The organism is Mesorhizobium loti (genome assembly GCF_003148495.1).
In the GTDB taxonomy this organism is placed as follows: Bacteria; Pseudomonadota; Alphaproteobacteria; order Rhizobiales; family Rhizobiaceae; genus Mesorhizobium; species Mesorhizobium loti.
The window spans coordinates 90,663-107,788 of the sequence record NZ_QGGH01000018.1; the positions used below are offsets into that span (position 1 = coordinate 90,663).

The 17,126-nt window shown below is 63.5% G+C and carries 15 protein-coding genes and 1 pseudogene; 9 read left to right on the forward strand and 7 right to left on the reverse strand.

Translation table 11 applies throughout. From position 1 onward, the window contains the following. Positions 1–3 precede the first annotated feature (3 nt). Positions 4–693: a thiol:disulfide interchange protein TlpA gene (gene tlpA / locus C8D77_RS33240; protein WP_109671644.1), complete on the forward strand. Its 690-nt coding sequence runs from the start codon at positions 4–6 to the stop codon at positions 691–693. A 143-nt stretch (positions 694–836) separates the two neighbouring features. On the opposite strand, the gene C8D77_RS33245 is transcribed toward tlpA, so the two are convergent. Beyond that, the gene (locus C8D77_RS33245; protein ID WP_109671665.1) at positions 837–1,877 is read right to left on the reverse strand and encodes an endonuclease/exonuclease/phosphatase family protein; all 1,041 of its coding nucleotides are present in this window, start codon (positions 1,875–1,877) and stop codon (positions 837–839) included. A 245-nt stretch (positions 1,878–2,122) separates the two neighbouring features. Between C8D77_RS33245 and C8D77_RS33250 the strand changes: the two genes are divergently transcribed. The 5 genes from C8D77_RS33250 (at position 2,123) to C8D77_RS33270 (ending at position 7,452) form a co-directional block, all read left to right on the forward strand. Then, positions 2,123–3,475: an extracellular solute-binding protein gene (locus tag C8D77_RS33250; protein WP_109671645.1), complete on the forward strand. Its 1,353-nt coding sequence runs from the start codon at positions 2,123–2,125 to the stop codon at positions 3,473–3,475. Positions 3,476–3,650: 175 nt separating this feature from the next. Then, positions 3,651–4,535, forward strand: coding sequence for a carbohydrate ABC transporter permease (locus C8D77_RS33255; RefSeq protein WP_109671666.1), 885 nt, complete (start codon positions 3,651–3,653; stop codon positions 4,533–4,535). Between the two features lie 7 nt (positions 4,536–4,542). After that, positions 4,543–5,457 carry an ABC transporter permease subunit gene (locus C8D77_RS33260; protein WP_109671646.1) on the forward strand — a complete coding sequence of 305 codons (915 nt, stop codon included), beginning with the start codon at positions 4,543–4,545 and terminating at the stop codon, positions 5,455–5,457. Between the two features lie 19 nt (positions 5,458–5,476). Further along, on the forward strand, positions 5,477–6,577 hold the full coding sequence (locus C8D77_RS33265) for a sn-glycerol-3-phosphate import ATP-binding protein UgpC (protein ID WP_109671647.1): 1,101 nt from the start codon (positions 5,477–5,479) through the stop codon (positions 6,575–6,577). Between the two features lie 65 nt (positions 6,578–6,642). After that, entirely contained in the window at positions 6,643–7,452 is an 810-nt protein-coding gene (locus C8D77_RS33270; protein WP_109671648.1) for a phosphodiesterase, read from the forward strand. Positions 7,453–7,499: 47 nt separating this feature from the next. Here the strand turns inward: C8D77_RS33270 and C8D77_RS33275 are convergent, their stop codons facing one another. The 3 genes from C8D77_RS33275 to C8D77_RS33285 form a co-directional block, all read right to left on the reverse strand. Beyond that, on the reverse strand, positions 7,500–8,582 hold the full coding sequence (locus C8D77_RS33275) for an ABC transporter ATP-binding protein (RefSeq protein WP_109671649.1): 1,083 nt from the start codon (positions 8,580–8,582) through the stop codon (positions 7,500–7,502). Continuing rightward, on the reverse strand, positions 8,579–10,159 hold the full coding sequence (locus tag C8D77_RS33280; protein ID WP_164548919.1) for an ABC transporter permease: 1,581 nt from the start codon (positions 10,157–10,159) through the stop codon (positions 8,579–8,581). Before C8D77_RS33280 ends, C8D77_RS33275 begins: the two co-directional genes overlap by 4 nt. A gap of 174 nt (positions 10,160–10,333) precedes the next feature. Beyond that, positions 10,334–11,341: an iron ABC transporter substrate-binding protein gene (locus C8D77_RS33285; RefSeq protein WP_109671651.1), complete on the reverse strand. Its 1,008-nt coding sequence runs from the start codon at positions 11,339–11,341 to the stop codon at positions 10,334–10,336. 207 nt (positions 11,342–11,548) lie between these two features. Here C8D77_RS33285 and C8D77_RS33290 point away from each other — a divergent pair, with 207 nt between their 5' ends. The 3 genes from C8D77_RS33290 to C8D77_RS33300 all read left to right on the forward strand — a co-directional run bounded on the left by C8D77_RS33290 (position 11,549) and on the right by C8D77_RS33300 (position 14,887). Beyond that, the gene (locus C8D77_RS33290; RefSeq protein WP_109671652.1) at positions 11,549–12,100 is read left to right on the forward strand and encodes a sigma-70 family RNA polymerase sigma factor; all 552 of its coding nucleotides are present in this window, start codon (positions 11,549–11,551) and stop codon (positions 12,098–12,100) included. A gap of 1 nt (position 12,101) precedes the next feature. Continuing rightward, a complete protein-coding gene (locus C8D77_RS33295; protein WP_109671653.1) occupies positions 12,102–12,740 on the forward strand; it encodes an NrsF family protein in 639 nt (212 codons plus the stop codon). A gap of 212 nt (positions 12,741–12,952) precedes the next feature. Then, the gene (locus tag C8D77_RS33300) at positions 12,953–14,887 is read left to right on the forward strand and encodes a PAS domain S-box protein (RefSeq protein ID WP_245951947.1); all 1,935 of its coding nucleotides are present in this window, start codon (positions 12,953–12,955) and stop codon (positions 14,885–14,887) included. Between the two features lie 56 nt (positions 14,888–14,943). Here the strand turns inward: C8D77_RS33300 and C8D77_RS33305 are convergent, their stop codons facing one another. From C8D77_RS33305 to C8D77_RS33315, 3 genes and pseudogenes are all read right to left on the reverse strand, one after another. Next, on the reverse strand, positions 14,944–15,822 hold the full coding sequence (locus tag C8D77_RS33305; RefSeq protein ID WP_013529423.1) for a 3-hydroxybutyryl-CoA dehydrogenase: 879 nt from the start codon (positions 15,820–15,822) through the stop codon (positions 14,944–14,946). A 210-nt stretch (positions 15,823–16,032) separates the two neighbouring features. Next, positions 16,033–16,962 (reverse strand): electron transfer flavoprotein subunit alpha/FixB family protein, encoded by a 930-nt coding sequence (locus C8D77_RS33310; RefSeq protein ID WP_109671655.1) that lies wholly within the window; start codon positions 16,960–16,962, stop codon positions 16,033–16,035. Between the two features lie 24 nt (positions 16,963–16,986). Next, positions 16,987–17,126 (reverse strand): annotated as a pseudogene (locus C8D77_RS33315) (electron transfer flavoprotein subunit beta/FixA family protein); the annotation flags it as partial.

Here is a 17,126-nt window from a genome sequence, read left to right on the forward strand (position 1 = left end):
AAAATGGCAGACGGTAATAGATTCTTCCCGGCCCCGCGCCTGATCTTCGCCGCCTTGGTGGCAGGCGCGCTGGCCGGCGCGGTCGCGGTATATGTCAGCGAGAGCCGGTCTGGCAACAATGCACCGGCACAAGCGGCCGTCGGCGAGAGCAAGGACGACGTTGCCTGCGCGGCCAAGAGCGACCGCGCCAAGAAGGTCGCGGCCTCCGCCACCGGGGAGGTCGCCGCGCTTTTGCCGGCCGATCCGCCGCAATCCTTGAAGAGCCTCGCCTTCAATGGCCCGGACGGCAAGCCGATGACGCTTGCCGATCATGCCGGCAAGACGGTGCTGCTCAACCTGTGGGCGACATGGTGCGCGCCGTGCCGAGCCGAAATGCCGGCGCTCGATGCACTGCAGAAGGAAAAGGGCAGCGATGCCTTTCAGGTGGTCGCCGTCAATGTCGATGCCGGTGACGATACGAAGCCGAAGAAGTTCCTCAGCGATACCGGCGTCAAGACGCTCGGCTATTTCAGGGATTCGACGATGGGGCTGTTCAACGACCTCAAGACGCGCGGCTTGGCGCTCGGCCTTCCCGTCACCATGCTGATCGACGGTGAAGGCTGCCTGATCGCCCATATGAATGGCCCGGCCGAATGGTCGGGGCCGGATGCCAGACGACTGGTCGAGACCGCACTCAAGCCCGAAAGCCTCTAAAAGGGCGTCGTTGTCCCAAAGCCGCTATACCCTTTGGGCGATCAGGCCCTGTTCAGACCGAGCGCGGGCGCGGGCGCGAAGGCGTGTTTTTCCGGAGCAGGGGTGTTTGATTTCTTCTGGTGGAAGCCGGCCGCCCGCGCTCGTCAGGCGATGCGGACCGTCACGACAAGTGCCTCGTGATCGGAGCTCGGCCTGCCGTCCGCCAGCACAGCCGGAAGAACGGCAGGAGCCGTTGCGACAAGGCCGCGCGTGAAGAACCAGTCGATGTGGCCGATCGGGGTGGGATCGCCGGCCTCGCGTCGCTGCGTGGGCAGGTCGAGCTTGTTGGCGGGCTTCCAGTCGTAACCGCGCCCGGCGAGGACCGCGAACAGTGGTTCATGGCGTTCGACATCGATCAGCCGGTCCGGCTCTGCCGCGATGCGCGCCGCCCAGGCGTCGGGATCGTCATTGCGCTCCTCATGGGTTGACGTCAGCGTATTGAAGTCGCCGCCAAGCAAGACCGGCGCCTGCGAATCGTATTTGTCGATGGCATCGAGGAGATGGCTGGTCTGGATGGCACGGCCGGCGGGATCTGTCCGGTTTTCAAGATGAACCGAGACCACCGTCACCCTGCGGTCACCGATCCGCACCTGGCCACCGATGGCCATGCGTCCGCCGATGCGCGGCTGGCCGCGTTCCGGCCGGAACCAGCCGCCAGCCGCCTCGATGCGGACCAGGAAAGGGCGAAGTAGTGGGATCGCGCTGGTCACGGCATTGCCATGGAAGCCTTCTGTATTCTGGGCCGTGCCGGTTGCGGCCTGCTCAGCCTCGTTGCCGCCGCCGAGCTCGACGAATTCGACACCATAGGCGAAGGCATGGCCGAGCCGGTCGGCAAGAACACGCAAAGGATGGCCGTTGCCTGAGCGCACCATGCCTTCGTCAACCTCGGACAGCAGCACGACATCGGGAGCCTGGCCGGCAAGCGTGGCCGCGATAGCATCGCCATGGCGCAGCCGTTCGACGTTCCAGGCCACGACGGTGAGCGTTTCGCCGCCGCTTTCGCGTGAAGTCTTGCCGCCGATTTCGATCTGGCCAAGTGCCGGCGTGGCGGCAGCTAGGCGCAGATGGGTAGCGCTGTCGCGTGGCCCGTCGCGCATGGCCTGGCGCTCAGCGAGTGGAACATGCGTCAGCTGTGGCACCAGCATTTCATTCATCCCTTAGCCGGGTAATCATGACAGCTCTTCAGGGTCTTTACGTCCTCGGCAGCCGCCCTAGCTACCTAGAGCGCCGGCATGACATTTTCATGCCGGCGCAACCGCCGGAGGGGAGGAGAGACGGGCTGTCCACAGGCCTGAAGGGCCACAGCAGAACTGTCACATACCTTCTCTAAGAGAGCGGGCAAGGACTTGCGCAAGACCCTTGTCAACAGCCACTCAAGAGGGAAGAAATCATGACCATCATCAAGCGGGGCTTCGCCGCCCTTGCCGCTGGCGCGCTCAGCGCAGCGCTTGCCATGCCTGCCGTCGCAGAGCCGGTAAAATTCGATTTCTGGTTCGGCCTTTCGGGCGATCTCGCCCGCGTCGTCGACACGCTGTGCAAGAACTTCAACGCCTCGCAGACCGACTATGAAGTCGTCTGCACCAGCCAGGGCAATTACGACGCCACGCTGCAGAACACGATCGCTGCCTTCCGCGCCGGCAAGCAGCCCGCCGTCGTCCAGGTCTATGACGTCGGCACCGCCACCATGATGCTGTCGGGCGCCTACAAGCCGGCCGACAAGCTGATGGAAGAAAACGGCTACAAGATCGACTACGCCGACTATTTCCCCGGCATCGCGCGCTACTATGCGACCTCGAAGGGCGAGATGCTGTCCTTCCCGTTCAATTCGTCGACCCCGCTGATGTACTGGAACAAGGACGCCTTCGCCAAGATCGGCAAGACCGAGGCGCCGAAGACCTGGGAAGATGTCGCAGCCGACCTCCAGGCATTGAAGGACGTCGGCTACGAGTGCCCGATGGCGATCAACATCTCCGCCAATGAAAGCTGGCAGCTGATGGAGCAGTTCTCGGCGCTCCACAACCAACCAGTCGCCACCAAGAACAACGGCTATGACGGCCTCGACGCGCGTCTGGAAGTCAACAAGACCAAGTTCGTCCAGTACGTCACCGATCTCAAGAAGTGGTATGATGCCGGCCTGATCAAGATCAAGTCCAAGGACCTCGGCCAGGATATGGTCCAGGCCTTCGCTTCCGGCACCTGCCAGGTCATCCTGACCTCGGTCGGCGATCACGGCACCGTCGGCAAGACCCAGAAGGAAGGCATGAACTGGGATGTCGCTGAACTGCCGGTCTATGCCGGTACCGAGCGCAAGAATTCGCTCGTCGGCGGCGCTTCGCTATGGGTTCTCTCGGGCAAGTCGGATGCGGAATACAAGGGCGTGGCCGCGTTCCTCAACTTCATCCACGACCCCAAGACCGCATTGTTCTGGTCGACCAACACCGGCTACATCCCGGTGACCAAGTCGGGCTTCGACTACATGAAGTCCACCGGCTTCTACGACAAGGCGCCCTACAAGGGCCGTGAAGTCGCGATCGCCAGCCTGACCGCGTCCGAGCCGACCGAAATCACCCGCGGTGTGCGGCTGGGCAATTTCACCCAGATCCGCGCCGAGTTCGGCACGCAGATGCAGGCGATCTTCGCCAACAAGGTCAGCGTCCAGGAAGGCCTCGATACGCTGGTCAAGAATGGCGACGCCATCCTCGACCGCTTCCAGCAGACCTATCCGGGCAAGACCCTGCCCTGATCTCGGAATCTACGCGGCCGCCCGCCGGTCTTCTCCGAGCATGATCCCTGGACAAACGGAAACCGTTTGTCCGTGAAAACGGGTTTCCACTTTTCGGGATCATGCTTGGGTCGACGGGCGGCCATTTCGTTATTAATCTTGCTCTAAGTGGCCGTTGAGCGGCATCGGCGGACGGATGGAAAAACGCGTTACCTTTGGCAGCTGGACGATCGGCATCCTTTTCGCGGTGCCTCAGCTCCTCTTGATCTTCACGTTCTTTTACTGGCCCGCCGGTCAGGCCGTGTACTGGTCGCTGACGCTGCAGCAGCCCTGGGGCGGCGGCAATGTCTGGGTCGGGCTCGACAATTTCCGCTCGATCCTGTCCAACGCCGACTACTGGAATTCGATCACCGCCAGCCTGGTCTTTGCCGCGATCAGCACCGGGCTTGCGATGTTCGTCGCGCTGGTGCTCGCGGCGCTGACCGACCGCCAGCTTGCCGGCTCGCGCTTCTATCGCGTGGTGCTGATCTGGCCTTACGGCATCGCGGCGCCTGCGCTGGCGCTGGCGTTCCGCTTCATTCTGGCGCCGGAGGCGGGGTTCCTTTCCGTCATCAACCGGATGTGGCCAGGGATCTGGGATCCGGGTCTCGATGGCGCGGATGCCATGGCGTCGATCATCGTCGCCTTCTCGTGGAAATATGTCGGCTACAACTTCATTTTCTTCCTGGCCGCGTTCCAGGCCATCCCGCGTTCGCTGATCGAGGCAGCGGCGATGGACGGCTCCGGCGTCGTCAGGCGCTTCTGGGATATCCAGTTCCCGCTGATCACGCCGACGATCTTCTTCCTGCTGGTCATCAACATCACCGAGAGCTTCCAGGATTCGTTCGGCATCGTCGACATCATGACCTCGGGTGGGCCGGCGAACGCCACCAATTTGATGGTCTACAAGATCTATTCCGACGGCTTCAAAGGCCTCGATTTTTCCGGCGCCGCCGCGCAGAGCATCATCCTGATGGTGCTCATCATCGTGCTTACCATCTTCCAGTTCCGCTTTATCGAGCGGCGCGTGCACTATCAGTGAGACGGTCATGGTAGAGCGCACCCCCATCCTGAACTTCGTCACGCACCTTGTGCTGTTCATCGGGTTTTTGTTGGCGATCGCGCCTTTCGTGATCGTGGTGATTGCCTCGTCGCACAATCTGAAGGACGTCAACGACGTGCCGATGTCCCTGCTGCCGGGTAGCGATTTCTGGCTCAACATCAAGACGGCGTGGACGACGGCCGATCTCGGCCCCAAGCTGCTCAACAGTTTCATCGTTGCCACGGGGGTCGCGGCGGGCAAGGTGATAATTTCGGCGCTTACGGCCTTTTCGATCGTCTATTTCCGCTATCCCGGCCGCACCTTCATCTTCTGGCTGATCTTCGTCACCCTGATGCTGCCGCTGGAAGTGCGCATCGTCCCGACCTACGCGGTCGTTGCCAATGTGCTTACGCCCTATCAGGCGATTCTCGACGTGACCGGCATAAGCTGGCTCATAGAAAAGGTTTCAGGCGTTCAGGTCTCGCTGAACCTAGGGCTGCTCAATTCTTATCCCGGGCTTATCCTGCCGCTGGTCGCGACGGCCACCGGCACCTTCCTTTATCGGCAGTTCTTCCTGACGATACCGGACGAATTGACCGAGGCGGCGCGCATGGACGGTGCCGGCGCGCTGCGCTTCTTCATCGATGTTCTGCTGCCGCTGTCGCGCACCAACATGGCGGCGCTTGGAACCATCATGTTTCTGTATGCATGGAACCAGTATTTGTGGCCGCTGCTCATCACCACGGATCAATCCCATGCGATGGCGGTCACCGAACTCAAGCAACTCATTCCCAACGTCGGCGGCATTCCCGAATGGAACATCGCCATGGCCGGCACACTCATCGTCATGCTGCCGCCGCTGATCGTCGTCGTGGCCATGCAGCGCTGGATCGTGCGCGGCCTGATCGCCACCGAGAAGTGACTTCAGAAGGAGAGAGCCGATGGCCTCCATCACCATTCGCGACGTCAAGAAGAGCTACGCCAAGTTGCAGATTGTGCACGGCGTCGACCTCGACATCGCCTCGGGCGAATTTGTCGTCATTCTCGGGCCTTCCGGCTGCGGCAAGTCCACGCTGCTCAGGATGATCGCTGGGCTGGAAGAGATTTCCGGTGGCGAGATCGCCATCGACGGCACCGTGGTCAACAAATTGGAGCCGCGCGAGCGCGGCTGCGCCATGGTGTTCCAGAACTACGCGCTCTATCCGCATATGAGCGTGGCGCAGAACATCGGCTATTCGCTCAAGGTGGCCGGCGTCCCCGCCGCCGAGCGCCAGCTGCGCGTCCAGGCGGTTGCCCGCACGTTGGAGCTCGAGCATCTGCTCGACCGCAAGCCGATGGCGCTGTCCGGTGGCCAAAGGCAGCGCGTCGCCATGGGCCGGGCGATGATCCGCGAGCCCAAGGTGTTCCTGTTCGACGAACCGCTGTCCAACCTCGATGCCAAGCTGCGCGTTCAGATGCGTTCGGAGATCCGCAAGCTGCATCGCCGGCTGAATGCCACCTCGGTCTTCGTCACGCATGACCAGGTCGAGGCGATGACGCTAGCCGACCGGCTGGTGGTCATGAATGGCGGCCGCGTCGAGCAGGTCGGCACGCCGGCCCAGATCTATAGCCGTCCGGCCAGCCGCTTCGTCGCCACTTTCGTCGGTGCGCCGGCCATGAACATCCTCGAAGGCACAGTTGATCTCGACGGGCTGTCGCTGCTTGGCGGCAGCCGGCGCCTAGCCATGGCACGCGCGGGGCTGCCGGTCGGCACGAAGGTAGCGATGGGTATCCGGCCTGAAGCCGTCCGCCTGGTGGCGCCGGGCACGGCAGGCGCGCTCGATGCCACAGTCGATCTCGTCGAGGAGCTGGGCGCGGGACGCGTCATCTATGTCGATCTCGACGGTGCGTCGTTCTCCGTGATGACCTCGGAGGCCGTCCACCCCGAACCGGGCAGCGCGGTCGGCCTGAAGATTTCGCCGGAGGATATGCATTTCTTCTCGTCGGATACGGGAACACGTCTCGAGGTCTTCAAGGCTTCGGTGCCGGAACCGGCACTCTAATTTCTGAAGCCGCCAGTCATCGCCGATGACGGGCAGGCACCACCGACAAGTCCAAGAAGCGCGCAATGAAAATTATCCAGGTCACCGATGTCCATCTTGGCCGGCAAGGCGAGCGCCGCTATGGCGCAGATCTGCATCAGCGGCTGGCTTCATGCATCGCGCACATCAATGCGCATCACGCCGATGCCACGCTTTGTGTCTTCACCGGCGATCTGACCGAGACCGGCGCGCCCGAGAGCTATGCCGATCTCAGGGCAGCCCTGAGCACGCTGTCGGTGCCCTGGCGGCTGCTGCCGGGAAACCACGATCGGCGAGCCAATCTTGTCGCGGCGTTTCCCGAGATTCCGCTCGATGAGAACGGCTTCGTGCAGTCGGCCCATCAAACGGCCGACGAGGTGCTGCTGTTTCTCGACTGCCTGGCGGAAGGTCGCGTCGAAGGCGAATTGTGCGACAGGCGACTAGCCTGGCTCGAAGCCCGCCTCGAAGAAGCGGCCGGCCGGCCGGCCTATGTCTTCATGCATCATCCGCCGGTCGCGCTCGGCCTGCCGCAGCTCGATCCGCTTGCCCTTGAGCAGCCCGAACGGTTGCTCGGTCTGCTGCGGCGCCATGGCAATGTCCGCCACATCTTCTTCGGTCACGTCCATCGCGACATTGCCGGCACGGTCGCCGGCATTGCGTTCTCGGCGCAGCGCGGCCTGCATGCCAGGTTCGAGCTTGCGCTTGACAGATCGAGCGAGATTGTCGAGCAGGCGCCGCCTTCCTACGCGGTCGTCCTCATCGACAGCGCCAACGAGCACGTGGTCGTGCACGGCTGCGATTTTCTCGAACGATGGCCGATCTATTCCGGCGAAACCGGCGAGCGCCTCACGGCGTGAGCCGGCCACCCCGCGTTGAGGCGCGGTGCGGCAGCGCCTTCGATCAATCAGGCGAAGACATGCGCCTTTCCCGATACGGTCAGCCGGACGATCTCGCCGACCGCCGGCGCGTCCATGCCCGGTTTGCGCAGGACCAGCGGCGTGTTGCCGATCGCGGCCGCATCGGGCGGATCGGCATTGTTCAAGAGCCGCACCGCGATCGTGCACATAGAGCCGGCGAATTCCGATTCCGTCACTTCGCCGAACAGCATGTCCGAGGTGCCCGACATGCCCTCGCGCGACGTTCTTTTCAGCGCGATCTGCTCCGGCCGCAGCATGATGCGGGCGATATCGCGGCTGTCATTGGTATCGACCGCGATGCGGCCAAGCGGCGAGTTGGCGAAGCCGCCTGATATCTTTGCCGGCAGGATGATGGCGTCGCCGAGGAACTCGGCGATCATCCTGTCCTTCGGCTTGAGATAGAGGTCGCGCGGCGTCCCTACCTGCGAGAACTTGCCGTCGCGCATCACCGCGACCTGGCTGGCGAAGGACAGCGCTTCGGCCTGGTCGTGCGTGACCAGGATGGTGGTGATGCCGGCGGCTTCCAGAAGCTCGGCCACCGCCTTGCGCATCGAGGCGCGCAGGCCGGTATCCAAGGCCGAGAACGGCTCGTCGAGAAGCATCAGCCTGGGCTTCATCGCCATGGCGCGGGCGAGCGCCACACGCTGCTGCTGGCCGCCGGAGAGTTCGTGCGGGCGGCGTTTGAGGATCGCCTTGTCGAGGCCGACGATATAGGCGAGCTCGACGATGCGTTCGGTGCGCTTGTCCTCGCCGCGACCCATGCCGAAACCGATATTGTCACCAATGGTCAGATGCGGGAACAGCGCACCATCCTGCGCCACCACGCCGATGCCGCGGCGATGCGCCGGTACCGCAGCGCCGCCATTGGCCAGCACCTCGCCGTCGAGCATGATGCGGCCCTGGTCCGGGGCCTCGAAGCCGGCGATCAGCCGCAGCAAGGTCGTCTTGCCGCAGCCGGACGGGCCGACAATCGCCGTGCGGCTCCCGCTGGCGACGTTCAGGTCGACGCCGGCAAGGGCGGCCACCGGGCCGTAATGCTTGTGCAGGCCGCTGATTTCGAGAAAACTCATCGTCCGGCCATCCGTTTCGACTGGACATAGAGCAGCCAGGTCAAGGGAAGCGACATCGCCACCATGATGAAGGCGTAAGGTGCCGCGGAGGCATAATCAATCTCGCCGCTATAGGACCAGAAGGCCATCGCCAACGTGCGGGTGCCGTTCGGCGCCAGCATCTGGGTCGCGGTCAGTTCGTTCATGATGCCGAGCGCCACCAGCGCCATGCCAGCCGCGGCACCTGGCGCCGACAGGCGGATCGTCGTTGACCACAGCGCCTGCAGCGGCGGCCGGCCGAGGCTGGAAGCGGCGCGTTCGAGTTCGACCGGTGCCTGCGCGATCGACGCCCGCAGGCTGACCAGCGCGCGCGGCAGGAACATTAGCGCATAGGCAACCAGGATGGTGAACAGGGTCTGGTAGAGCGGCAGCGCGATGCGCACGGTGATGGTGACCAGCGCCAGCGCAATGACGACCCCCGGCAACGAGCCGACGATGTAATTGCAGCCCTCCAGCAGACGCTGCAATGGCCCCGGCGCGCGGATCGAGATCCAGGCCATTGGCATCGCGGCGACCGTGGCGAGCAATGCGCCGGCGAGCGCCAGGAACAGCGTCTGGCCAAGCGCCAGGCCGATCTCGTCGAAGCGCCAGACATCGGCGCCACCGGCGGCAAGCCAGCCGCCGATGGTGACGAACGGCACGCCGAGCGCCAGCAGCGTGGTGATGACAAGCAAGAGCAAGCTCGGGATGGTGGCGCGTCCGAGGCTTGTGCGCTGCTGATAGCGCGCGGCGCCGGAGCCGACACGAGCATAGCGTTCCTCGCCGCGCACCAGCACTTCGAGGCCGAGCAGCACGAAGCAGCAGCTCACCAGCACGCCAGCCAGCATGTTGGCGGCCGGTCCGTTGAAGGTCGACTGGAACTGGTCGACGATCGCCGTGGTGAAGGTGTCGAAGCGGATGAAGACATAGAGGCCGTACTCGGCCAGCAGGTGCAGGCCGACCAGCAGCGAGCCGCCGCAGATGGCGAGCCGCAATTGCGGCAGCACGACACGCCAGAAGACGCGCCAGGGTCCAAGGCCGAGTGCGGCGGCGGCGTCCTCCAGGGCGGGATCGAGACGGCGCAACGCCGCCGACACCGGCAGATACAGGAACGGGAAATAGGCGATCACGGAAACCAGCACGCCGGCCCACAGGCCGTGCAGTCCCGGCACCATGGTGATCCAGGCATAGCTGTGCACGAAAGCCGGTATGGCGAGCGGCGCCACGCACAGCCAGGCCCAGAGCCGGGCCGCCGGCAGGTCGCTGCGCTCGGTCAGCCAGGCCAGCGCAACCGACAGCACGATGGTGATCGGCACGGAGAGCGCGACCAGCAGGACAGTATTGACCAGAAGCTCGCCGACACGCGGCCGGAAGACCAGCGCCGAGACGGTCTCCCAACCGGTCTGCACCGCGATCCAGATGATGAAGGCAAGTGGCACCAGCGCCAGCAGCGCAACGAAGATGGCGGCGACGACCAGCCAAAGCGGTGCGCGTCGGCGCGCCCTTCGGCCTGTGCCCAAAGGCAGGCCCGAGCGCGCGAGATCGACCGCAGACTGCATCAGGTCAGACGCCGTGCCGTTGCCGTCCAGCGGCAGCAATTGAAGGGACGCGATCGCGGTAGGGAACACAGCGTGTCGTCATCGACGAATGCCATCTCGAAAAACAAAATCACTCCCGCGGAAGGCGAATTTCCGCGGGAGCGTGGTCGGTTGTCCTTTTAGGAGGAATGACAACTAAAGCAAGCCGGCTGCCGTCATCAGATCGGTGACCTTCTTGGAGTTCAGCGTCGTAGCATCGACCTTCGGTGCCTGCAGATCGGCGAGCGGCACCAGCTTCGGGTTAGACTTCGCACCCTTGCCGACCGCGTATTCGAAGGAATCGCCAGTCTTCAGCACGTCCTGGCCGCCCTTGCCGGTCACCCATTTCAGAAAGGCCTGGGCTTCCTTAGGATGCTTGCTCGAGGCCAGCACACCGCCGCCGGAGATCGAAACGAACGCGCCCGGATCCTGGTTCTTGAAATAGTGCAGCTCGACATTCTTGCTGTTTTCACCGGTCTTGGCCTGATCGCCGAAGTAGTAATAGTGGTAGATCACGCCTCCTTCGATCTCACCGGCATTGACCGCCTTCATCACCGTGCTGTTGCCCTTATAGGCGGTGAAATTGGTCTTCATCGCCTTCAGCCAGTCCGCCGTGGCGGCCTCGCCCTTGAGCTGAAGCAGCGCGCTGACGATGGCCTGGAAATCGGCGCCCGACGGGGAGGCGGCCCAACGGCCCTTCCAGCTCGGATCGGCGAGGTCAAGCATCGACTTGGGCAGCTGGTCGGCGGTCAGCTTGGTCTTGTTATAGGCAAAGACCGTGCTGCGCGCGGCGACGCCGACCCATTTGCCGCTGGCCGGCTGATAGTCCTGCGGAACCTGTGCCAGCGTGTCGGCGTCGACCGGTGCGAACAGGCCTGATGTCTCGACCAGCACCATGGCCGGTGAATTTTCGGTCAGGAAGACGTCGGCCGGCGAAGACGTACCTTCGGCGACGATCTGGTTGGAGAAGTCGCTGTCGCCGCCATTGCGCACGGTGACCTTGATGCCGGTTTCCTTGGTGAAGCCTTCGGCCCACGCCTTGGCCAGGTTTTCATGCTGGGCGTTGTAGACAATGATGCCATCATCTTCCGCCATCGCCGGGCCGCCGATCAGGCTGATTGCCAGCGCGGTGGCGCCGACGAGGGTGGAAAGAGCGTATTTCATGGCATTGTCCTCGATCTCGGGGAGTCTTCAGTCTGTCACGGCTGCACCTATCGATACATGACAAGGATAGTCAACATTGTCTTGCGGATTTTAATCAGACGCCGAGGCACAAACTTTCGTGATTTGCCGGTAATTTGGCTTGGACATTATTTCGCCGGCCACGTAACAAATCAGCGCCGAGACGCGAAAATCGGGGGAGTAACTCTTGTGAGCGGCAAGGATGAGGCCGAGCTTTCCCGGCTGATGCGGGCCGCGATCGCGGGAGACGAGAAGGCCTATGCCGACTTTCTGCACCGGATTGCCGCGCTGGTGCGCGGTTTTGTTCGGCGCAAGATCGTGCAGGGCGGGGTCGATCCCGAGGATGTCGTGCAGGAAACCTTGTTGGCCATTCATGTGAAACGGCATACCTGGCGCCAGGACGCGCCGGTGTTGCCATGGATCTATGCGATTGCCCGCTTCAAGCTGATCGACGCGTTTCGGCGGCGTGGGCGGCGCATCGAGATCGATGTCGACGATATCGCCGAGACCTTCGCCGAGCCGGAAACCGAGACCGTCAGCGAACGCGACATCAATCGGGCATTGGACGGCCTGTCGCCGGCGCAGCGCTCCGTGGTCTCGGCCGTTTCGGTGGAAGGGCGGTCCATCGGTGAGACGGCAGCAAAGTTCGGTATCAGCGAGACGGCGGTGCGTGTGTCGCTGCATCGGGGACTTGCCGCGATAGCCAAGCGATTCGGGCAGGGGCGGTTCGGGCGGGAATGACATGAGGACGGACGATCTCATCAAGGCGCTGGACGCCGATGCAAGCAGCAAGGCGATGCCGCTGCAGTCGGCGTGGTGGATGGCCGCCGGTGCGGCCGTTGTCATCGCTGCAGCCGTTTTCCTGCTGACCATCGGCCCGCGCCCTGATTTCATGGCGGCCGCGCACACGATGCGCTTCCTCTCCAAATTCGTCTTCACCATCGTGCTTGCGGTCAGCGCCTTTGCCTTGATCCGCGCCTTGTCGACGCCGGGTGCCTCGACGGGCCGGGCGATGGCCTGGATGGCCGCGGCTCCGGTGCTGGTAGCAGTGGCGGTGATTCTGGAGCTTTTCATGGTGCCGGAGGCGCTGTGGGGAACAAGGATGGTCGGCTCCAACATGATGATCTGCATGGGCTTCATCCCGTTGATCGGCCTCGGTCCGCTTGCCATCTTCCTGTGGATGCTGCGCTACGGCGCGCCGACACGGCCGGTGCTGGCCGGTGCGGTGGCGGGTCTGCTCGCCGGCGGGCTGGCGGCGACCTTCTACGCCGCGCACTGCTTCGACGATTCGCCGCTTTTCGTCGCCACCTGGTACACGATAGCGATCGCAGCACTCGCGTTGCTCGGTGCGCTCGGCGGACGATTTTTCGTGCGCTGGTAGCGTTCCGCCACGATCCCGAGCCCATGCACACCGATCCTTAATCATGCCGGCAATTGTTTGCCGGTTAGCGATGGCGCCGGTATGCCGGACGCAACCTTTCCTTAAAATCGATCCGTCAAGGTTGATGCGAGAACATGCGTTTGCGCACGGGGGTGGCACGTATCGTGATGTGGCGAGGATTGACCAGCCGAAAATCTCTTGGGCATGCAGGCTTGGCGTTGCTCGTGGCCGGCCTGGGCGTCCTAGCGGCTTCGATCCTGCTGTCGCGCCTGGACCTCGGCACCGAAGCGCTGAAACTCTGCATGCAGATCTCGGTGGCGGTGGCGGCGGGCGCGCTGTTCCTCGCTGTCATGTCCACCCGTCGGATCAGCGAGGATCGTCAGCAGATCGCCGAGAGCGAGATGCGCTTCCGCCGCGCCATGGCGGATTCGGCGATCGGTATGGCCGTTGTCGGTCTCGACGGGCGCATTCGCGAGACCAATCCGGCCTTCGCCGCCATGCTTGGCTACAGCCGTGAAGAGATCGAGGCGCTGACCTTCTTCCAGATCACGCATCCCGACGATCTGCAGATCGGGCGGGAGACGATGGACGATCTGAAGGCGGGCACGGTCAATTCCTTCCACTTCGAGAAGCGCTATCTCAGGAAGGACGGAACGCCGGTCTGGGCCCATCTTGCGGGCTCGGTCATTCGCGACGAGAACAGCGGCCGCCCGCTCTATCTTGTCTCGCAAATCGAGAACATCGACGCACGCAAGCAGGCCGAGGCGCGCATTGCCGAAGCGGAAACGCGTTGGAATTTCGCCCTGGCCGGCGCCGGCCAAGGTGTCTGGGACCTCGACATGCGCAAGGGCGGCACGACCTATTCCTCGACCTGGGTCAAGATGCTGGGCTATGCGGATGGCGAGCTCGATGGCGACACCGACCGCTGGCTGACGATGATCCATCCCGACGATCGCGAGATTGTCGCGGAAGCGGATCGCGCCCATCTCGAGGGCAAGACGCCGTTCTTTGAAGCCGAGTTCAGGATGCGCCACAAGGATGGCCACTGGATGTGGATCCTCGACCGCGGCAAGGCCATCGAGCGTGACGAGGATGGCCGGCTGATCAGGGCCATTGGCAGCCTGACCGACATCACCCGACGCAAGGAGGCCGAAGCACGCCTCACCGTATCGGCGGCAATGCTTGCCGATGAAAAGGAGCGGCTGAGGGTGACCCTGCAGTCGATCGGTGATGCCGTCATCTGCACCGATGCCGCAAACCGCGTCACCTTCATGAATCCGGTCGCCGAAAAGCTGACCGGTGTTGCCGGCGGCGAGGCTCTCGGCAAGATGCTTGGCCATGTCTACTGGGCAGTTGACGAGGAGACGGGGCACCGGATCGGTGTGATCCGACCGGCGATCGGCGGCCTGGCGCCCGCAGATCAGAACAGCCGCGCCGTTCTCATCCGGCGCGACGACACACGCTGCAGCATCCGTCAGGTCGTGTCGCCGATCATCAACGAGCGGAACGAATTCTGCGGGCTGGTCATCGTTTTCCAGGACTTTACCGATGCGCGCGCGCTGCAGCGCCAGCTCGCCCATGCCGCCGCGCATGACGCGCTGACCGGCCTTGCCAATCGCTCGAGCTTCATTCGCGCCATGGAGGAACTGGTCGGTCAGGCCCGCAAGGACGGTACCTCGGGCAAAGGCGGCGGACACCAGTTCATGTTCATCGATCTCGACCATTTCAAACTGGTCAACGATACGGGCGGCCACGCGGCGGGAGACGCGCTGCTGAAACGGGTTGCCGCGGCGGTTCGCGGCGTGCTTGGTCCAGAGGACATCGTTGCTCGTCTGGGCGGCGATGAATTCGCGGTCATTTTGAAATCGGGTTCGGCAGCCGGTGCCAAGATCGCTGCGCGCTCCATCATCGATTCGATCGGCGGCCTGGACTTCACCTGGGACGGCCGTCCTCACGTGATCGGCGCGAGCATCGGGCTGGCCGCGATCAGCGCCAATTGCGGCGAGGTCGACGAGATCATCGCTAGGGCCGATGCAGCTTGCTATGCGGCCAAGGCGGCCGGCCGTGGCTGCGTTTGCGTGGCGCCGGAAGGGGAGATTGTGGACGGCAAGGCAGTGCCGCCCGAGCCGCTGGCTGCGGCCTCCTGATCCGGGTATCAACCTCTGATCCGAGAGGCTTCGGGTTTCCGCTGACGCGGATCTGATCAGCGCGTCGGGACGGGATGCTCGCCGCGATAATCGTAGAAGCCACGCCCGGTCTTGCGGCCGAGCCAGCCGGCCTCGACATATTTCACCAGCAGCGGACAAGGGCGGTACTTCGAGTCCGACAGGCCGTCATGCAGCACCTGCATGATCGACAGGCAGGTATCGAGCCCGATGAAGTCAGCCAACTGCAGCGGTCCCATCGGATGGTTGGCGCCGAGCCGCATAGCGGTGTCGATGGCATCGACCGAGCCGACGCCCTCATAGAGCGTGTAGATCGCCTCGTTGATCATCGGCAGCAGGATGCGGTTGACGATGAAGGCCGGAAAATCCTCCGAGACCGTGATCGTCTTGTCGAGCTGCTTCACGTAGGTCTTGGCTGCCTCGAAGGTCTGGTCCTCGGTGGCGATGCCGCGCACCAGTTCGACCAACTTCATCAGCGGCACCGGGTTCATGAAATGTATGCCGATGAACCGCTCCGGCCGGTCGGTCTGCGCGGCAAGCCGCGTGATCGAGATCGACGAGGTGTTGGTCGCGAGGATGGCTTCGGGATTGAGCTGCGGACAGAGCTGGGCGTAAATCTTGCGCTTGACCGTCTCGTCCTCGGTCGCCGCCTCGATGACCAGATCGGCGCCGGCAAGATCGGCCATCGCCGGGGCGGCCGAAATGCGGCCCATCGCGTCGTTGCGCACCTTTTCGTCGAGCTTGCCCGACCCCACCTGGCGGGCCATGTTGCCGCTGATGGTGGCGATGCCCTTCTCTATGCGGTCGGGGGATATATCGTAGATCAGTACCTTGTAGCCCGAAAGCGCGGAGACATGGGCGATGCCGCCGCCCATCTGGCCCGCGCCGATGATGCCGATCGTCTCGATCTTGCTCATTACACCGATCCCGTCCTGAGCCCTTCCGCATGAATTGCGAAAGCGCTCCACCTTTTTGTTTTCCGCAATTCCGGACGCAAAACCGCTGCGCACTTTTGCTGGAATTGCTTTTGGCCTTTGCGGCCTGGTTTTTGTGCAGTGCAAACTAAAAGGGCGGGGCGACTTCGTCTACCCCACCCCTCACTATTTAATACGCTTTGGCAGAAAGCGTCAAAGCGCCTTTTGCAGCTCCGGCAGAATGACGAAGAGATCGCCGACAAGGCCGTAGTCGGCAACCTGGAAGATAGGCGCCTCCTCGTCCTTGTTGATGGCGACGATGACCTTCGAATCCTTCATGCCGGCGAGGTGCTGGATGGCGCCGGAGATGCCCACCGCGATGTAAAGATCGGGGGCAACCACCTTGCCGGTCTGGCCGACCTGCCAGTCGTTCGGCGCATAGCCGGCGTCGACCGCCGCGCGCGAAGCGCCGACCGCCGCACCGAGCTTGTCGGCGACCGGCAGGATGACCTCCTGGAACTTCTCCGCCGAACCCAGCGCACGACCACCCGAGATGATGATCTTGGCCGAGGTCAGCTCCGGACGGTCGGTCTCGGAAAGCTTGTTCTCGACGAAGGTGGACAGGCCGGGATTGGCTGCCGCCTTGATACTCTCGACCGCCGCCGAGCCACCCTCGGGGGCTGCCTGGAACGAGGCCGTGCGGACCGTGATCACCTTCTTGGCGTCGCTCGACTGCACCGTCTGGATGGCGTTGCCGGCATAGATCGGCCGCTTGAAAGTGTCGGGCGACACCACTTCGATGATCTCGGACACCTGCGCGACATCGAGCAGCGCTGCCACGCGCGGCGCGACATTCTTGCCCGACGAGGTCGCCGGCGCGATGATGGTGTCGTAAGCGCCTGCCAGCGACACGACGAGCGCTGCCGTCGGTTCGGCAAGGCGCTCGGCAAGCTCGTCGGCTTCGGCCAACAGCACCTTGCTCACGCCCTTCAGCTTGGCGGCGGCGTCCGCTGCCGGCTTGGCGCCCTTGCCGGCAACCAGCACATGCACGTCCGAGCCGATCTGCAAGGCGGCCGACAGCGCCTTGGCGGTCTGGTCGGAAAGCGTTGCGTTGTCGTGTTCTGCGATGAGGAGAATAGCCATTTTTCTTGTTCCTTTCCCGATCGCTTACAGCACGCCGGCTTCGTTCTTGAGCTTGTCGACCAGCTCAGCGACGCTCTTGACCTTGACGCCTGCCTTGCGGCCACTCGGCTCCTCGGTCTTGATGACCTTCAGCCGCGGCTTGACGTCGGCGCCGTAGTCGGCCG

Coding starts and splice junctions, on each gene's coding strand:
- tlpA (WP_109671644.1), top strand. CDS start 4: ATGGCAGACGGTAATAGATTCTTCCCGGCCCCGCGCCTGATCTTCGCC.
- C8D77_RS33245 (WP_109671665.1), bottom strand. CDS start 1,877: ATGCTGGTGCCACAGCTGACGCATGTTCCACTCGCTGAGCGCCAGGCC.
- C8D77_RS33250 (WP_109671645.1), top strand. CDS start 2,123: ATGACCATCATCAAGCGGGGCTTCGCCGCCCTTGCCGCTGGCGCGCTC.
- C8D77_RS33255 (WP_109671666.1), top strand. CDS start 3,651: ATGGAAAAACGCGTTACCTTTGGCAGCTGGACGATCGGCATCCTTTTC.
- C8D77_RS33260 (WP_109671646.1), top strand. CDS start 4,543: ATGGTAGAGCGCACCCCCATCCTGAACTTCGTCACGCACCTTGTGCTG.
- C8D77_RS33265 (WP_109671647.1), top strand. CDS start 5,477: ATGGCCTCCATCACCATTCGCGACGTCAAGAAGAGCTACGCCAAGTTG.
- C8D77_RS33270 (WP_109671648.1), top strand. CDS start 6,643: ATGAAAATTATCCAGGTCACCGATGTCCATCTTGGCCGGCAAGGCGAG.
- C8D77_RS33275 (WP_109671649.1), bottom strand. CDS start 8,582: ATGAGTTTTCTCGAAATCAGCGGCCTGCACAAGCATTACGGCCCGGTG.
- C8D77_RS33280 (WP_164548919.1), bottom strand. CDS start 10,159: ATGCAGTCTGCGGTCGATCTCGCGCGCTCGGGCCTGCCTTTGGGCACA.
- C8D77_RS33285 (WP_109671651.1), bottom strand. CDS start 11,341: ATGAAATACGCTCTTTCCACCCTCGTCGGCGCCACCGCGCTGGCAATC.
- C8D77_RS33295 (WP_109671653.1), top strand. CDS start 12,102: ATGAGGACGGACGATCTCATCAAGGCGCTGGACGCCGATGCAAGCAGC.
- C8D77_RS33305 (WP_013529423.1), bottom strand. CDS start 15,822: ATGAGCAAGATCGAGACGATCGGCATCATCGGCGCGGGCCAGATGGGC.
- C8D77_RS33310 (WP_109671655.1), bottom strand. CDS start 16,962: ATGGCTATTCTCCTCATCGCAGAACACGACAACGCAACGCTTTCCGAC.